Annotated in this window: 13 protein-coding genes; 8 read left to right on the top strand and 5 right to left on the bottom strand. The window is 43.3% G+C overall.

Annotated elements, in window-relative coordinates:
• Window positions 1-90 precede the first annotated feature (90 nt).
• The gene (locus tag FD27_RS02405; RefSeq protein WP_057748982.1) at window positions 91-1,086 is read left to right on the top strand and encodes a D-2-hydroxyacid dehydrogenase; all 996 of its coding nucleotides are present in this window, start codon (window positions 91-93) and stop codon (window positions 1,084-1,086) included.
• A gap of 47 nt (window positions 1,087-1,133) precedes the next feature.
• On the opposite strand, the gene hflX is transcribed toward FD27_RS02405, so the two are convergent.
• The 3 genes from hflX to FD27_RS02420 form a co-directional block, all read right to left on the bottom strand.
• Window positions 1,134-2,411 carry a GTPase HflX gene (gene hflX, locus FD27_RS02410; RefSeq protein ID WP_057748986.1) on the bottom strand — a complete coding sequence of 426 codons (1,278 nt, stop codon included), beginning with the start codon at window positions 2,409-2,411 and terminating at the stop codon, window positions 1,134-1,136.
• Between the two features lie 24 nt (window positions 2,412-2,435).
• A complete protein-coding gene (locus FD27_RS02415) occupies window positions 2,436-3,095 on the bottom strand; it encodes a histidine phosphatase family protein (protein WP_057748989.1) in 660 nt (219 codons plus the stop codon).
• Between the two features lie 71 nt (window positions 3,096-3,166).
• Window positions 3,167-3,817, bottom strand: a complete 651-nt coding sequence (locus FD27_RS02420) for a DedA family protein (protein ID WP_057749383.1) — start codon at window positions 3,815-3,817, stop codon at window positions 3,167-3,169.
• 168 nt (window positions 3,818-3,985) lie between these two features.
• Here FD27_RS02420 and helD point away from each other — a divergent pair, with 168 nt between their 5' ends.
• Window positions 3,986-6,286 carry an RNA polymerase recycling motor HelD gene (gene helD, locus FD27_RS02425; RefSeq protein ID WP_057748992.1) on the top strand — a complete coding sequence of 767 codons (2,301 nt, stop codon included), beginning with the start codon at window positions 3,986-3,988 and terminating at the stop codon, window positions 6,284-6,286.
• Window positions 6,287-6,483: 197 nt separating this feature from the next.
• Here helD and FD27_RS02430 read toward each other — a convergent pair whose 3' ends face one another.
• Together FD27_RS02430 and FD27_RS02435 are read right to left on the bottom strand one after the other, a co-directional pair.
• The gene (locus FD27_RS02430; RefSeq protein ID WP_057748996.1) at window positions 6,484-7,356 is read right to left on the bottom strand and encodes a DMT family transporter; all 873 of its coding nucleotides are present in this window, start codon (window positions 7,354-7,356) and stop codon (window positions 6,484-6,486) included.
• Window positions 7,357-7,389: 33 nt separating this feature from the next.
• The gene (locus FD27_RS02435) at window positions 7,390-8,280 is read right to left on the bottom strand and encodes a DMT family transporter (protein WP_057748999.1); all 891 of its coding nucleotides are present in this window, start codon (window positions 8,278-8,280) and stop codon (window positions 7,390-7,392) included.
• 163 nt (window positions 8,281-8,443) lie between these two features.
• Between FD27_RS02435 and FD27_RS02440 the strand changes: the two genes are divergently transcribed.
• The 6 genes from FD27_RS02440 to FD27_RS02465 all read left to right on the top strand — a co-directional run bounded on the left by FD27_RS02440 (window position 8,444) and on the right by FD27_RS02465 (window position 17,681).
• Window positions 8,444-10,537 (top strand): LTA synthase family protein, encoded by a 2,094-nt coding sequence (locus FD27_RS02440; RefSeq protein WP_057749002.1) that lies wholly within the window; start codon window positions 8,444-8,446, stop codon window positions 10,535-10,537.
• A 115-nt stretch (window positions 10,538-10,652) separates the two neighbouring features.
• Window positions 10,653-11,576, top strand: coding sequence for a type I pantothenate kinase (gene coaA, locus FD27_RS02445; protein ID WP_057749006.1), 924 nt, complete (start codon window positions 10,653-10,655; stop codon window positions 11,574-11,576).
• Window positions 11,577-11,730: 154 nt separating this feature from the next.
• Complete coding sequence (guaA, locus tag FD27_RS02450) at window positions 11,731-13,284, top strand: glutamine-hydrolyzing GMP synthase (protein WP_057749008.1); 1,554 nt, start codon at window positions 11,731-11,733, stop codon at window positions 13,282-13,284.
• A 605-nt stretch (window positions 13,285-13,889) separates the two neighbouring features.
• Entirely contained in the window at window positions 13,890-14,999 is a 1,110-nt protein-coding gene (locus FD27_RS02455; RefSeq protein ID WP_057749011.1) for a PTS sugar transporter subunit IIC, read from the top strand.
• Between the two features lie 701 nt (window positions 15,000-15,700).
• The gene (locus FD27_RS02460; RefSeq protein ID WP_057749014.1) at window positions 15,701-16,510 is read left to right on the top strand and encodes a 2-keto-4-pentenoate hydratase; all 810 of its coding nucleotides are present in this window, start codon (window positions 15,701-15,703) and stop codon (window positions 16,508-16,510) included.
• Between the two features lie 310 nt (window positions 16,511-16,820).
• Window positions 16,821-17,681, top strand: a complete 861-nt coding sequence (locus FD27_RS02465) for a TrmH family RNA methyltransferase (protein ID WP_057749018.1) — start codon at window positions 16,821-16,823, stop codon at window positions 17,679-17,681.
• Window positions 17,682-17,871 lie beyond the last annotated feature (190 nt).

The following is a 17,871-nucleotide window of genomic DNA, read 5'->3' on the forward strand; positions in this document are numbered from 1 at the left end:
GATTCGATTTGGAATGTCACAATCTAATGATAAAATTGACATGAAAGCACTTAATAGTGCACCAAATTTATATGAAGGACGGGATTAGACATGAAGCTCATTATGTATAGCGTTGGTGATAAGGAAGTCCCATTTATTAAGGCGTTTGCAGACAAGAAGGGTTACAACATTAAGATGGTCGACCAGCCACTCAATGATGATACTGTTGACCTAGCAAACGGTTATGATGGGATTTCCATCCAGCAGACTTCTAGTCTGGGAAGTGAAAAGGTCTATGAAAAGCTAGCCAACTTTGGGATCAAACAGATCTCTGTCCGGATGGTCGGTGTAGACATGATTAATTTGGATGCTGCTAAAGCTAATAACTTGAAGATTACCAACGTTCCCGTATATTCACCACGGGCAATTGCGGAAATGGGAGTTGCCCATGCGATGTACCTATTACGGCGGATCGGTATTTTCAAGCAACGGATGCTGGAAGATCACGACTTTGCCTGGAGCAAGGACATGATCTCTAATGAAATCTACAACTTAACAGTCGGAATTGTCGGTCTTGGCAACATTGGGGGAGCAACTGCTCAGATATACAAAGCCTTGGGTGCAAAGGTGATTGCTTATGATCCATCCTACAATGTGGAATACGAACCATTCGTGGAGTACACCGACTTTGACACGGTTATTAAAAACGCCGACATTTTGTCCCTCCACACGCCATTACTGCCTAGCACTGAGAACATGATTGCGGCTCCCCAATTCAAGGAAATGAAGGACACCGCATACCTGATCAATATGGCACGGGGAAAGCTGGTTAACACCGCTGACTTAATTGCTGCTTTGAAGAATCACCAAATTGCCGGTGCTGGTTTGGATACCCTTGCTGATGAAACAACTTACTTTAGTAAGAAGGTTTCGGCTGAAGATGTTCCAGAGGACTTCAAAGAATTAGTCCATATGCCAAATGTCGTTATTACTCCGCATACCGCTTTCCTGACAAAGACGTCTGTCCGGAATATGGTTGAAATTAGCTTGAACGATGCCGTTAAGATCATTAATGGTGGTTATTCTAAGAACGAAATTCGTTTGTAAGACAGCAAAAAAGGACTGAGCTTCAAAACTCAGTCCTTTTTATTACTTTATTTAACAGCATACTTTTCATATTTAGCGTAATCTTCCGCTGATAATTCCAGGGTTAGTAGAGTACCGCTGCTCTGGTATTCGGTATTTAAGATATTGGTATGTTCGTTGAAGTATGATACTACTGCACCATCCTTAAATGGAACCAACATCTTAGCCTCCACGTAATCCTTGAAGAGGTGCTTCCGGATCACGGAGGTCAGCAGGTCAAGCGACTCGCTTTGTTTAGCAGAGATGATGATTCGATCATCACCCTCCATGACTGGATATTCCATTTCGGTCTTGTCAGCTTTATTGAAGACGTAAATCATTGGAATATTCTCAATGCCAATCTGTTTAAGCGTCTTACTGGTGGTCTTCATCATTTCCTCATAGTGGGGGTCAGAAACATCGATCACTTGAATCAAGAGGTCAGCACTTGCAGCTTCGGCCAGCGTCGACTTGAATGATTCCACCAAGTGCGTTGGTAACTTGCTGACAAACCCAACGGTATCAGATAACAGGAAACGCTTCTGGTCAGGCAGGTGCAGTTGCCGAACACTGGTGTCAAGCGTTGCAAAGAGCATGTCTTTTTCGAAAACAGTCTTATCTTCAACCGCACCGTATCGCCGAACCAGGCCATTCATGATGGTGGACTTACCAGCGTTAGTGTAGCCAACTAGGGCTGCCGTTGGGATATTACTCTTTTCCCGTTGCTTTCGTTTAACTTCTTCAGAGCGATCAATCGCTGACAATTCATGACGGAGGTGATTGATTGAACGTTGAATCGTCCGTCGATCCATTTCCAACTGTGTTTCACCAGAACCACGGTTGGTGAAGCCGCTACCTCCACCAGTTTGCTGGTCAAGCCGTTGGTTGGCGGATGTTTGCAAGCGTGGTAAACGGTATTGCAATTGAGCAATCTGAACCTGCAGCTTGGCTTCTTTTGACTTTGCGCGTTCGGCAAAAATCTCCAGGATTAAAGCTGTTCGGTCTAAAACCCGACACCCCAGTTCATTTTCGAGGTTTCGTAACTGGCTTGGTGTCAGTTCATCATTTGTAATTAATGTATGGACATGGTCATTAAAGACCCGTTCTTTTAACTCTTCGACTTTCCCGCTCCCAAAGTAAGTGGCAGGGTTAGGACGGTCAATTGCCTGAGATACCTGACCGACAACTTCCATATGGTTGGCCTGAGCTAACTCAGCTAATTCACGCATCGAATAGTCGAAATCTTCTTGCTCCGTGTTTAAGCCGGAGATCAATACTTGTTCTTCAGTTTGTATGTTTGTTTCCATTGAAGAAAGAATTTCCCCCTTGGTTTAATTATCAGGCACATGTAACTTGTTGAAGAAGTCCACGTGAACATTAGAATCAGTAATCGTTAATTTAGTTAAACTGCCGTTACGTGGTGATTCACTCGGATCGTATTCATTAGAAAAATGTTGCACGATGGAGCGAATTGTTGCTCCGTGAGAAACAACCACGACAACTGAGTCATCCGGTAATTGACGTAAGTGATCAAATCCTTTGTTAATCCGGGTCCAAAACTGTTCGGCATTTTCCGCATCACCATATTTGTCAGCAGCAGCAATTCGGTCCTTCAATTCATCAGGGCCCCAACCGGCAGCCATTTGGGCAAACGTGTGATAACCTTCAACACCGCCCAGCATGTCAGCTAATTCAGCACCATTAGCACCTTCAAAGTAGCCAAAAAATTCTTCCCGGAAGGCTGGCTCTGGAGTTGGTTCCTGGATATCAGTATTCGGATCAGCAGCTAGCAACAACCGAGCTGTTGCCATTGTCCGTGGCAGATCGCTAGCAAAGAGGTAATCAAAGTCCACCGCAGCCAGATTTTTTCCTGCCCGCTTGGCATCTTCAATTCCCTTTTCAGTTAGTGGGGCATCTGCCCATCCTTGCATACGATTGTAGCGGTTAAGATAGGTTTGCCCGTGACGAACAAAGTAAGCAGTAATTGCCAACTTGACCAACTCCTTTAGAAAATAATTCACTCTTCATTTTACCATGAATTGGTCTGAATTAAATCATCAAGCTAGAGCATCTGATTACGTTTGATAATTTGGCGACGTAAGTAGCGAATCAGAGCTAATATGCCAACAACCACTAATCCCAATGCAACCATCGCCAACAGGATCAGTGAGAAGTGCTTCTTAACAAATGGAATTGAGCCGAAGTAGTAACCAATGGTACACCCCAAGATAACCCAAACGGTAACCCCAATAATGTTGCCAATCATAAAACGACGGAGGTCGAAGCGCATTGTTCCAGCAATTAATGGAACAAACGTCCGTACTAGCGGAACAAACCGCCCAAAAGCAACTGCCTTAATTCCGTGGCGATACAGCAGTTCGTGGGCACGGACCATTCCGGGACCCTCCACCCGTTTCTTCAGCCACTTCCAGTGGGAAAGAGAACGACCAATAAAGTAGTTAACGGTGTCACCGATGAAGGCAGCCAAGAAGAAAACGGGCACCACGATTTCCATTTTCAGGAAGGGGTGGAAAGCAATAAACGAACTAGTAAGAAAGACTAGTGATTCACCAGGGAGCCAGGGGAAAACCACCAGACCGGTTTCCATAAAAATTAAGGCGAACAGGAGGACGTAGCTCCAGGGACCTAACCATTCGAACATCGGGATGATGACTTCAGCAAGGTGGGTCAAAATATAAAGAATATGGGCGATGGCGATCACTTCCTTCCCGTTATTTTGTCTTATTCTACCCTTTAATTATATGAAAAGATGACCACTTTGACCAAAATTAACCTTCTTTTAATAGTTGGCTTTGTATTAGGAGCGTTGACTCAGAAATGCTATAATTATTAGACGATTTATTTGCCGGGAGGGATTAGTTTGGTAGAACAATCGGAACAACAATTTGAACAAGCCCACTTGGATCACGTTATTGATGAGGTCAAAAAAGCAGAAACCTCTGCGGAAGGCAAAATCAAGACTGCCAAACGTGATATCAAGGGGATTAATAAGCAGATTGACGATATTCATCTGAACACGACGACTTATTCAGGGATGATGGATACTGCCATGTCCTTCCGTACTCAGCAGCAGATGCTGGATGAACGGCACAATAGTTGGCAACACGCCGCAGATCACCTATCAACTTTGCGGCGATTAGAGAAGAAGCCCTTCTTTGCACGGATTGACTTTCAGGAAAAAGGGAGCGATCATCCGGAAACTATCTATATTGGACTAGCTTCCTTTTCAGACCGTCCTGACCACTTTCTGGTTTACGATTGGCGGGCACCAATTTCCTCTATTTATTATGAAGGAAAATTGGGCAAAGTTTCTTATGATACGCCAGTTGGCAAACAGGAAGCTAATTTAACCTTAAAACGACAATTTCAAATCGAGGACGGGACGATTGTTACTATCTTTGATACTGATGAACAAGTTGGTGACCAGATGCTCTTGTCAGCATTGGGCAACCATTCCAGTACCAAGATGAAGAGTATCGTTACTACCATTCAACGAACGCAGAATGAAATTATTCGGGACACTAAAGATGACTTGCTATTTGTGCAGGGGGCTGCTGGTTCCGGGAAAACCGCAGCCGTCTTGCAACGGGTGGCCTGGTTACTGTACCGCTACCGGGGTAATCTGACTTCTTCACAAGTGGTCCTATTCTCGCCTAATCAATTATTCAACGACTACATCGATCAAGTGTTGCCCGAATTGGGTGAACATAATATGGTTCAAATGACCTACTTCCAGTTTGCTAATCGCCGGGTACCACGGCTCCATGTCCAAACCCTCGGCCAACGCTTTGAAAGTAGTCAGGATCCAATGATGAAAAAAGCGGTTCGCCTGACCACCAGTCTGGATTACTTTAAGGCGACGGGACGTTACGCTCAGCATCTGGGGAAGGCCCACCTTCGTTTCCGTAACATTATGTTCCGCAAAAAAGTCCTCTTTAGTAAAGAGAAAATCAAGGAGATCTATTATTCTTTCAATCAGAACTATAACCTGGGAAATCGGCTAGACGGAACCAAGGAAGCCCTCATCAAGGCTTTGAACCACCGGATTAGCGTGGAAATGCGGAGTAAGTGGGTTGAAGAAGATGTTCAATCCTTGAGTAAGGAACAGATTGACGATATGATGGGCGATCAGCCTCGGGAATTTGAAAATGAAGACCAGCAATTCCGCTTCTTGGCCCGGCAAATTGTGATGGAAGCCCTGACACCAGTAAAGCGGGCCATTGATCATAACTTATGGATCAATATTAACGGTCAGTTTATTCACTTACTACGGGTTACTCCTAAGTTGCTTGATTTAAGTAAATTTGGACTCACGGAAGCTGACTGGACAGCATTTGTTGATCAGACTAAGGAAGAACTGCGCCACGGTCAAATTAGTGCTAGCGGTATTACTATTTACTTGTACCTATATGACTTAATCACCGGCCGCAAAGGGCAGCGGGATATCCGCTACGTCTTTATTGATGAAGTCCAGGATTATGATGCTTACCAATTAGCATACCTGAAGTTCCGCTTCCCATTTGCTCGGTTTACATTATTAGGAGACCTCAACCAAGCCATCTTTACCCATGAGAACAGTCGATCACTATTGCAACAACTGACGACCATGTTTGATCCAGATAAAACGAAGGTGGTTCAATTAACGAAGTCGTACCGGTCTACTAAACAAATCACTAACTTTACCAAGCATTTATTAATGAATGGTGAACAGATTGAGGCTTTTGACCGGAACGGTGATTTGCCGACGGTAATTGTGGATCGAAATTATCAGCATGGCGTTGATTCTCTAGTGAAGACATTGCGGACTGACCAACAGCAGCACGATGCCGTTGCCATTATTGGTAAGGACTTGGCTGAGTGTGAGCAGTTAGCATCGGCACTTAAGCGGCGTAATGTTAAGGCCACTTTGATCCGTACCGAAAACCAACGGCTGGTTGATGGGGTGATTATCGTACCATCTTACCTGGCCAAGGGGTTGGAATTCGATGCCGTGATTGTCTGGAACTGTAACGCAACACAATACCCAGACGATGCAGAACGGCAGCTCTTGTACACGATTGCATCTCGAGCAATGCACCTGTTGACATTAATTTCAGTCGGGCAACCAACGCCCTTATTAAAGGGTGTCCCTACTGATGAGTATCAATTAATTGAAAACTAATGAAGAGGATGAGAAAAAACATTTCTGCTTTTTCTCATCCTCTTCAATGTTACTAATAGTATCGAACTTACCAAGTCTAATCGCGGGAATTAACCAGAGCCTTCGAGGCTAACTACGAACATTTCTGGTGATTCTATCGCCATTCATTGTTCTAGGTTAGCCCACCAGGCTCTTGAAAAGGTTAATTCCCAGCTTCCTTATTTTTGCTTTAATTGTAAGATAACGTTGGCTAATAGGATCAAGGCCCCACCAATTGCCAGAGTGGAAGTGAGTTTTTCAAATCCAAACAGAACTGAGAAGACGGTGGCAAAGAAAGATTCGGTCATGAGAATTAGACTGGCCGTGGTGGGGTCAGTGAACTTCTGCGCGACCAGTTGAAGACTCCTGGCAATGAAGGTGATCACAATGGCGACGATCGCCAGTGGCCATAGTGCTGCCCACCAGTCAATATGACCAAATGATGGTCCTTCAAATAGTAGCGCCAATGGGGTTCCCAGAATAACCTGGACAAAGCCAATTAACGTAATGATTACCCATGGGCTGGAAGCATGACTGGCATACTTAGCAAAGATAATAATCTGAAAAGACCAGCAGACCGCTGATAATAAGGTTAACCAATCGCCAGTCAAGAGAGTAAAGCTTGTACTAGTAACTCCGGTTAAAATCGCCATTCCTAGTAACGAGAGCGGGACAGCAATCCAAATCTGTCGCTGGGGACGTTCATGCCAAAAGAGCCACATAACAAGTGGGGTAAACACCACGTAAGTTACGGTTAAAAAAGCACTTTTGCCGGGAGTAGTGGTCTGCAAACCGGCAGTTCGGAGAAAGAAACCGCAGAAATTCACTACACCGACCATTAGGCCAACACGCAGGTCATAACTTGTCATGTGCCGCAGCTGGCGATGAAAAATAAGCAGGCCAGTGAGAAGACACATCACGCCGCGGACGGCGTTGATGGTTGCTGGCTGCATTCCAGCCTGAACAACCATTTTATTAAAAATATAGGAACTACCCCACATCGCAGTGACGATGAAGAGAGTCAGATTAGCACCTTGTCGTGATAATTTCATTGGGTCAACCGCCTTATTATTAGATCAGCAGGATTAATGTTTCTTCAAAATTGAAAGTGAGTGCAAGTCCGTTTGCATGACGGCGTTGGCAAATAACAGGAGTAAACCACCAATGACTAGTGACCAGCTTAAATGATCATAGCCCATCAGGACAGAAAGCAGACTGGCAAAGAATGATTCGAGCATCAGTAATAAACCAGCGGATGTTGCATCGGTGTACTTTTGCGCAGTGAGTTGCATTCCTTGGGCAATAAAGGTTACTAGGACGGCTAACAGGACCACGGGGATCATTGCTTGCAGCCAGTGAATATGGGGAAAAGTTGCCTGTTCGGTTGTTAGGGCCGTGATCCATCCGCAGATACTTTGAACGAGGGCAATCATGAAGATAATTACCCAGGGGCTGGATGCCCGAGAAGCCAGCTTACCGAAGTAGATAATTTGGAGGGCCCAGAAGATGGCAGAGATGAGAGTCAATAAGTCCCCATACTGAAGCTGCAAGCCACTGGAAATAACATTGGTCAGGATGGCAATTCCCAGGACTGCAATTGGGAGGACAAAGTATGTCTTCAGTCGTGGCCGTTCATGCCAGAAGAAGAACAGGAGCAATGGTGCTAAGACCACATACATCGTGGTTAAAAAGGCATTGCTAGCCGGCGTGTTGAACCTTAAACCGTCCGTTTGGAGAAAGTAGGCCACAAAGTTAATGATGCCGAGCAAGAGGCCAACTTTAAAATCAAATTTGGTCATCCGCCGTAATTGCGGAAAGAAAAAGATTATGCAACCCAGAACACAGATCGTCCCACGACCGGCATTGAGCATTCCAGAGTGCATACCGGCATTTAATGCCATTTTTACAAAAATATAGGAAAATCCCCAAATGACGGCGACCGTTAACAGCCACCAATTAGCCTTTTTCTTGGTCATTTTTAACCGCTCCCCGTTCAATAAGATAGCAATAATCTAACAGATTATTCACCATAAAGTAAACAAATTTGAAAATTTTCTAAAAAAAGCTTCTTCGTTCCCTTTGCAATCGATTATTATAGTATTATTGTTAACGTTGATATTTTTTTATGGAGGAACGATTATGAAGACAGCTTTGCAGAAGCTACGCAAGGGTTTAAATACCAAACTCGGCTTCTTTCTGCTAGTAGTACTCCTGTTCGGAATCAAAAGTTACTGGGCGTACAGTACTGAATTTAACCTTGGCGTTAAGGGAAGCATTCAACACTTTCTGTTAGCCTTTAACACTATTCCAGGGGCATTAGTTTTTCTAGGGATTGCCCTTTATTTCCGTGGGCGCCTTTCCTATTGGCTGATGTTGATCATTAACGCCCTGCTTTCAACCTGGTTGTTTGCTAATATCTTGTATTACCGCGAATTCTCTGACTTTATTACGTTTAACGTGATTAAGGGTTCCGGGGCCGCTGCAAACAACCTTGGTAAGAGTATTTTAGGGATTATTCGGCCAGTTGATTTTTGCGTTTACCTCGATGTGATCATTCTGGCATTAATTTTACTATTCCATGTTATTCGCGTGGATATGCGTTACTTTAAGATTCGCTATGCTGCCACGATTACCGCACTAGGATTTGTTCTGTTTGGGGTAAACCTAGGGATGGCTGAATCGAACCGGTCACAACTATTAACACGAACCTTCGATAATAACTACATTGTTAAGTACTTAGGGTTACAGGCATATACCATCTATGATGGGGTTAAAACGACTTCCAATAGCGTGGTTAAGGCCCGAGCAAACAGCGATCAATTGAAATCGGTCCGCAAGTTCTTGAAGAGCAACTATGCTGCACCAAACGTTCAATATGAAGGGACGTTACGGGGAAAGAATATTTTCGTAATCCACTTGGAAAGTTTGCAGCAGTTCATGATTGACTATAAACAAGATGGTCAAGAAGTTATGCCGAACTTGAACAAGTTATATCACTCTGATAATACATTGGCTTTTGATAACTTCTTCCACGAAGTTGGACAAGGGAAGACCGCCGATGCGGAAATGATGCTGGAAAACTCGCTCTTTGGTTTACCAGAAGGTTCTGCCATGGTTACCGATGGGACAACGAACACTTTCCAATCAGCACCAGCATTACTACACCAGAAATTAGGCTACACAACCGCTTCGTTCCACGGGGATGTGCCAAGTTTCTGGAACCGGGACAATGCTTATAAGTCATTTGGTTACCAATACTTCTTCTCCAAGGGTTACTACCCGAAGGTGAAGGACCAAGAATTGGGTTACGGATTGAAGGATAAGATCTTCATGAAGGAATCCATGCACTATGTTGAACAGCTACCTCAGCCGTTCTATGCAAAGCTCATCACGGTCACGAACCACTATCCATACATTATTGATAAAAAGAATGAATCGATTCCAGCATGGAAGACCGGGGATGACACCGTTGATTCGTATGTTCAAACGGCCCACTATCTTGATCAGTCCATTGGTGAGTTCCTTGATTACCTGGATAAGTCAGGGTTACGTCAAAACTCTGTCTTGATCTTATATGGTGACCACTATGGGATTTCAAACAACCACCGGCCAGCAATTGCCCAGATTCTCGGTAAGAAGAAAATTAATAACTATGACCTGGCCATGTTCCAGAAGGTGCCATTCATGATTAATGCTCCCGGGTTGAAAGGTGGAATTGACCACACTTATGGTGGTGAAATTGATGTTCTGCCAACGCTGGAAGATCTTCTGGGTATTAGCTCACGCCATTATATCCAGTTTGGTCAAGACTTGCTGTCACCACAACGGAAACAGATCGTTCCGTTCCGGAATGGTGATTGGGTCACTAATAAGTACACTAAGTTTAATGGTGATTACTATCATACTGGCAGTGGCAAGCAGATTAAGAACCCAACTACAAAGCAGAAGAAAGAGTTTGCCAAGATTCAAACCTATGTCACGACTGATCTCGGTCTGTCTGATAAAGTGATGAATGGTGACCTACTACGGTTCTACAAACTCCCAGGATTCAAGAAGACTGATAAGAAGGCTTATACATATAACTTCAAGAAGAGTATGCATAAGTTAGAAAAAGCCCAAAAGAAGCACAAGACGAGTGTGAAGGCGGAAAATAATAATCAATCGACTTACGATGATTACTCCACTGATGCACCCGAATTGAAGGATCAAAATCCAAGCTTCCCTAAGCCATAATTAGTAGGAAGACAGTGACCGCACCGTTGATTGGTCCGGTCACTGTTTTCTTATTTTCAATTAGTGGTACTATTGTAATTAATCGCTTACATTTAATGATGAAGGAACATGCATAATGGATCAATGGATGAATTATGAACAATTTGACCGTCAAACCTGGCACAGCTTTTTCCCAACGGATACGGTGCGGCTTACCCAGGATAATTTGGATGATATCAAGTCGCTTAATGACCGGATTTCGATCGAAGATGTCCAGGATATTTACTTACCGCTGATTAAGATGATTCAGCTGAAGTATCAAAATTACCAGGAATGGCAAATGCAAAAAGCCAACTTTCTGCAGCAAAAAGTTGACCGGATCCCGTATATTATCGGAATTGCCGGTTCCGTCGCTGTGGGCAAGAGTACTATTGCACGGCTCCTTAGTATTCTATTGAATCGCCTTCTGCCGGATAAACGGGTAGAACAAATGACTACTGATGGTTTTCTTTATTCGAATGCAGAACTCAAGCGGCAGGGGATTTTGGATCGGAAAGGATTTCCGGAATCGTACGACATGGAGAAAATGCTGCGCTTCATGAACGATGTCAAGGGTGGTCAAGACGTCGTGAAGGCGCCTACTTACTCACATCAAATCTATGATGTCGTACCGGACAAGCCATTGGTGATTAAGCAGCCTGACATCTTGATTGTTGAAGGAATCAACACATTACAGTTGCCATCTAACCAGCAAATTTATGTTAGTGACTACTTTGACTGTTCTATTTACGTTGATGCTGATCCGGCATTAATCGAACAGTGGTACCTGCAACGGTTTGGCATGCTCTTAGATACGGCCTTTACGGATCCATCAAACTACTATTACTCCTATTCACAAGGGCCACGGGACGAGGCCTTTGCGATGGCAAAACGGGTTTGGCAACAGGTTGATTTACCGAACCTTAATGAATATATTTTGCCCACCCGTAATCGGGCTAATTTCATTCTTCATAAAACTAATAACCATATTGTTGACCGCGTTTACCTGAAACGTGGCTAAAATAAATTCCGACGCTGATTGCTGAATTATTAGCCGTCGGAATTTTTATTACCCGGGAAATTGCTTTGCCGGACGCCTGACCATTGACCAACCATCGGCGAGCTTGTAAACTTATGAGTTAAGAAGAGAAAATTTAAAAGAAGGAAGTGGCAACGTGGCAAAATTGAATCTGGATGCATTTGATAAGATTATCGTCCTTGATTTTGGTAGTCAGTACAACCAACTGATCACGCGGCGCTTACGTGACTTTGGGGTTTACTCCGAATTACTTTCACATAAGTTAACCGCAGAAGAAATCAAGAAGATCAACCCTAAGGGAATTATCTTCTCAGGTGGTCCCAATAGTGTGTACGATCCTGATGCTTTCAAAGTGGATCCTGAAATTTTTAAATTAGGAATCCCGATCTTGGGGATTTGCTATGGAATGCAGTTAATGTCCTATGACCTGGGCGGTAAAGTTGAAAAGGCCGATAACTCTGAATATGGGCGTGCTGATATTGAAGTACTTGATGAAGACACACCATTGTTCAAGGGATTGCCAAAGAAGCAATTCGTTTGGATGAGTCACGGGGACCTGGTAACAAAGGCTCCTGATGGTTTTGAAGTGACGGCCACGAGCAAGAACTGCCCAATTTCATCAATTGCTGATGACAAGCGGAAGTTTTATGGTATTCAATTCCACGCAGAAGTGCGGAACTCTGAATACGGTTTAGATATTCTGCGTCGTTTTGCTTTTGACGTTTGTGGTGCAAAAGCTAACTGGACAATGGATGACTTCATTGACCTGCAAATTGAACACATACGTAAAGAAGTTGGTGACAAAAAGGTTATTTTGGGCCTTTCCGGTGGGGTTGATTCCTCCGTTACCGCTGTTTTAATTCACAAGGCAATTGGCGACCAGCTAACTTGTATCTTCGTTGACCATGGTCTGTTACGGAAGAACGAAGCCGACCAAGTAATGAATGCGTTGAATCGGGATCTCGGCGTTAACATCATTAAGGTCGACGCTGCTGACCGGTTCCTGGGTAAGCTGAAGGGCGTTACTGACCCAGAACGGAAGCGGAAGATTATTGGTAAAGAGTTCATTGAAGTCTTCAATGAAGAAGCCAAGAAGATTCCGGACGCTGACTTCCTCGCTCAAGGAACACTGTACACTGACGTAATTGAATCTGGAACTGACACTGCGCAAACGATTAAGTCTCACCACAATGTTGGTGGTTTGCCAAAGAAGCTTGGTTTCAAGTTGATTGAACCATTACGGAAGCTCTTTAAGGATGAAACCCGTGAACTGGGTGAAAAGCTTGGTATTCCGCATGAACTAGTATGGCGGCAACCATTCCCTGGTCCAGGTTTGGGAATCCGGGTAATTGGTGAAATTACTCCTGAAAAGCTAGAAATTGTCCGTGAATCTGACGCTATTCTTCGTGATGAAATTAAGAAGGCTGGCTTAGATGAAAAGATTTGGCAATACTTCACTGTTTTGCCAGGTATTCGTTCAGTTGGTGTTATGGGTGATGGCCGGACATACGATTATGCCGTTGCCATTCGTGCGGTCACTTCAATTGATGGGATGACTGCTGACTTTGCGAAGATTCCATGGGACGTTCTGCAAAAGATTTCTGTACGGATCGTAAACGAAGTCGACCACGTTAACCGAATCCTTTATGATGTCACGAGTAAGCCGCCTTCGACTATTGAGTACGAATAATTCAGCTTTTGCGCTAGGATAAGGAAAGCCGATATAACGGCATTTGTCGACACTACTCCAATTCAAAAATAAGCAAAAACTGGGTTGTTCCCTGCCAAAAACCCTGCCAAAATATCAACATTTATTTGATAGTAAGCAGCCTTATAAATCAATATATACATGGGATTGATAGCATAGGTAGTTAATTGCCTGTGCTATTATTTTTTCTTAATTGCCTTCCAAATTCATAAATGCATTTATAACTAGACTTAATACCGGATAATTATGTACAATATAAAAAGCGCCCATCATCAGATGAGCGCTTGGGTAACCACTTAATTATGCGTTTAATGTGCCTACTGGGCAGAATGGTAACTGGGAAACCAGTGTACAAAAATGACAATAAGGTAGCTCCTTGTTGTCGAACCGGCTGTGGACGCTTAATAGGCGTCTTTTTTATTTTTAAAAGTTTGGTGGCGCTTCCTAGTTATTGAAAAGGGTCAATAACATACTAATTAAAATTAAATTAGAAAATGATTAGAAAAATGTTGATTTTGAAGATTGTCTCCCGTAAAATTACAAACAATCATTTATGATAAAAATTTCAATTTAAGGAGGCGTTAATGATGGATACTCAAGTTAATGCAACAAAAGAAGCAAATGCTACATATGCTAATTCCTCAAAAGTTAAAGAGACGGCTTATCGAATTTTTGCGGCGGTGGCCAATGCCATTTTAGTCATCTTAGGTGGCGGATTATTAGTTCAAACAATAGGTAACTTGACAGGCATTCACGTGCTGACATTAGTCGGTGCGGAGGCTCAAGTCCTCTTAGCGCCTGCTATTGGAGTGGCGGTTGCTTCACAAATGAAAACAAATACTTTAGTTACTTTTGCGGCAATGGTTGCTTCAACCGTTGGTGCTAATGCGGTTCATTTTACTTCAACCGCTGTTAAAGGTGCGACTGCTACTGGCCAAGCTGCAGTTGCTGCGGTAGGGTCACCAGTATTTACGACTGGTCAACCAGTTTCAGCAGTGCTCGCTGCTGTTGTTGCTGTATTAGTTGGTAAGTACTTGACTGGTAAGACACCATTGGACATGGTTCTTGTTCCATTTGGTGCATTAGCTGTCGGAATTACTTTCGGTTTGATGGTTGCTTCAGTTGTTACTCCAGCATTACTATCTGTTTCTGCATACATTGCTAAGACAATGGAAGTTTCACCAGTTCTTGGATCAGCTGCAATCTCAGTGGTTTGGGCACTGTTCTTAATGACTCCAGCATCTTCTGCTGCATTAGCCGTGGCATTAACCCTGGATCCTTTTTCATCAGCCGCGGCCTTGATTGGAACAACTGCACAATTTGTTGCCTTTACTGCAATGTCCTGGCGACAAAATGACCTTGGTGCCAATATTGCCCAAGGGCTAGTTACTCCTAAAGTTCAATTCCCGAACTTGTTAATCAACCCATACCTGCTGGTTCCATCAGTTGTTTCTGCAGCCGTTTGTGCACCACTGGCCACCGTTATGTTTGGCTTCCGGTCAACATATACGCTTGGTGGATTGGGATTAAACTCGCTTATTGCCCCAATCGCCTACCTTTCTCGTGGATGGGGACAGTTTAGTACCTATATGGCATTTGGAGTTGTTGCGCCTGCTGTATTATCAGTTGCAATGTACTTCTTCTTGAAACGGGCCGGCTTGATTGGTGAACGTCAACTACACCTAGAACTTGTCTAAAAACTCTTTTCAGCCATAATTTTATAGAAAATACTCCTCAGATGAATTTTAAGTTTCTTCGTCAACAAAGTTAAAGAGATTTCCGGCAATTCGTGTTCTTGTAATATAGCTTGCTTGAATTGATGGCGAAGTAGGAAGTCGGCAATGTAAATGTGTAATTGAATTGTGAGGGAACTATTTTTAAAATTAAAAAGCTCTAATATTTTCTCTTGATTTTCTAATGCTTTTACGATAACCTATACACAATTAATCGAAACAAACAAGACGTTGATCGAGAAAGTTAGCAATACTGGCAACAGAAAGCTGGTGGTTGATGCGAACTAGCGGAAGGTATTGCATGGCTGATCACTCGTGAGTCGTATATCGAACGGTTTTCCTAGTAGAATGTACTGGTAGCACCCATTATCGTGCCGGCTAATATCGTGTCAAGCGATGGTTGGTTAAGGCGGCATTTGCCGTAAAGAAAGGTGGTACCACGTTTAAAAGCGTCCTTTTCATTTCCAGTAACTGGGATTGGAAAGGGCGCTTTTAGCATTTATGAAACATTAAAGGTGGTGATGGTCATGTCAGATAGCGACATTATTAACATCAATAAAAAACTAGAAAAATATAATAAAACGAAGCCGGTCATGGTTGTCAAACGAAGGGGCTGACAACCCCGTAGAGGTGACGATGACTGGGCTTCATAGGAGGAACAAACTATGACAAAGCAAAACGTTACCTTGAATGCTAAACAAGAATCATTCGCCCAGGCTCTTTTAACGGCCTATACAACTCAACAACCACTTAAGATGGCTGATTGGAACGGTGTAGTAACTGATGACGACACCGCCTATGCCGTTCAGGATCGGGTAGTTGCACTTAAAAAGCTGCCCACCGGTGGGTATAAAGTTTCTTTGACTAGTAAGAAAACGCAAGACATGTTTGATTCAGACAGCCCATTGTATGGTCAGCAAGTTGATAGTCATTTTCTACCATCGCCGGCTTGTCTATCATTAAAGAAGCAAACAATGGACCCTCTATTAGAGGTTGAATTAGGATTTCGGGCAACTGAAGATCTAAAGCCAGAGGACAGTATGGAGGACCTTCTACATAAGACGACGGTTTGTGGAACGGTTGAATTGCCAGATTGCCGCTTTGCTGACTGGTTCCCAGATTTAAATAAGTTTAACGTGATGAGCGACTGTGCAGTTGGTGGCTTCGTAGTTTATGGCAGCGAACGACCGGCAGATGAGGCCTTTGCGACGGTTGACGATGCAGCTAATGTTAACGTTACGCTGTATCACGACGGCAAAAAGGTCTCAACTGGTCAGTCGAGTGAGGTACTTGGTAACCCGTTTAAGTCACTTGCCTGGTTAGTTGGCAAATTAGCTGATCAGGGTAAAGAATTTCGTGCCGGTCAACTAGTTTCTTCTGGAACCTTCCTCTTGCCCCCACACCTAACTAAGGGGAAGTGGGAAGCTAAATTTGACCATGGATTTGGTGACGTTAGCGTTGCAGTTAGTGACTAGTTATTAGCCAGTTGATTATAAAAGTGATTTACAAGTATACAGTCCCAATAGAAAAGTCATTTTATGCGGCTTGAGCACGGAATTTTCCGCGATTAAGCCGCTTTTTGATTTGTAGGCTAACTGATTTTTCTATCTCTGCTTTATAGAGTGAGATTATGTGAATTCAAAATATATGGTATCTTTTCCTACGATGTTTCAAAGAAGTACAAAAAGGCAGATAACATTATCATTATTTTGCAAAATTTCGTGGAATTTGAAACACTAAATCAATACAATAGCTATAGATTATTACGAATAAGGTTGATTGAATATGCATAATTTAACGTTTATTCCGAACTTGACAGGGGATGACTTAGATCCCTACGTTCGCCTTAATGAAGTCCAACTTTTTCACGCTTCGCAGCCCAGTCTATTTATTGCGGAAAGCCCGAAAGTAATTGAACGGGCCTTACGAGCTGGATACCAGCCATCTTCTCTTTTAGTAGAAGATAAGGTTATGAAACGCGATTTAGCTGATTTGGACCATGAAATGGCCACTAATAACACAGCAGGTCTCGGGCAGACACCAATATATGTCATTAATAGTGCCCAGCTTCGGCAACTTGCTGGTTACAACTTGTTGCGCGGCATGGTCGCTGCAATGTATCGGAAAAGACGACCTGACATAACTGACTTTTTAGCTCAGATGCCTTCTCACCATCCCCGGATTGCTATTCTAGAAAACGTGGTCAATCCGGCTAATGTCGGAGCAATCTTTCGTTCAGCAGCTGCGTTAGGAATTGATGGGGTAATAATTACGAGTGACTCGGCGGACCCCCTGTATCGTCGTGCTTCACGCGCAGCAATGGGGACAGTTTTCCAGGTGCCATGGACCTATATCGATGCGAAGACTTGGCAAGCCAAAGGGATTCAGCTTTTGCATGAGTTAGGGTACCGAACAGCAGCAATGGCACTTCGTCATAACACCGTTAGCATTAATGATTCCCAATTAAATAGAGTGAATAAACTCGCGATTATTTTGGGATCTGAAGGCCCCGGTTTAAGAGAACAAACAATCGACCAGAGTGATTTCACGATTAAGATTCCAATGGCGGCAGGAGTGGATTCTCTAAATGTCGCTGCTGCCTCGGCCTTAGCTTTTTGGGAGTTAGGTAATTTTAAAAATAATTAGTAGTATAAAAGCATGTTCTCAATAATGTGACCGGGAGCATGCTTTTAAGGTTTTCCTTATCTAAATAATAGAAATAAGAAACATAAGTCTTCAATAAAGGTAGAAAATCAACGGTAAAAGGGGGGCCTAGTGTTCGAACAATTCAATCATTACCCCCCCTTTTATACGTATAATAATTCAGTTTTATCTA

Origin of the sequence: Limosilactobacillus frumenti DSM 13145 (assembly GCF_001436045.1) — a bacterium.
In the GTDB taxonomy this organism is placed as follows: domain Bacteria; phylum Bacillota; class Bacilli; order Lactobacillales; family Lactobacillaceae; genus Limosilactobacillus; species Limosilactobacillus frumenti.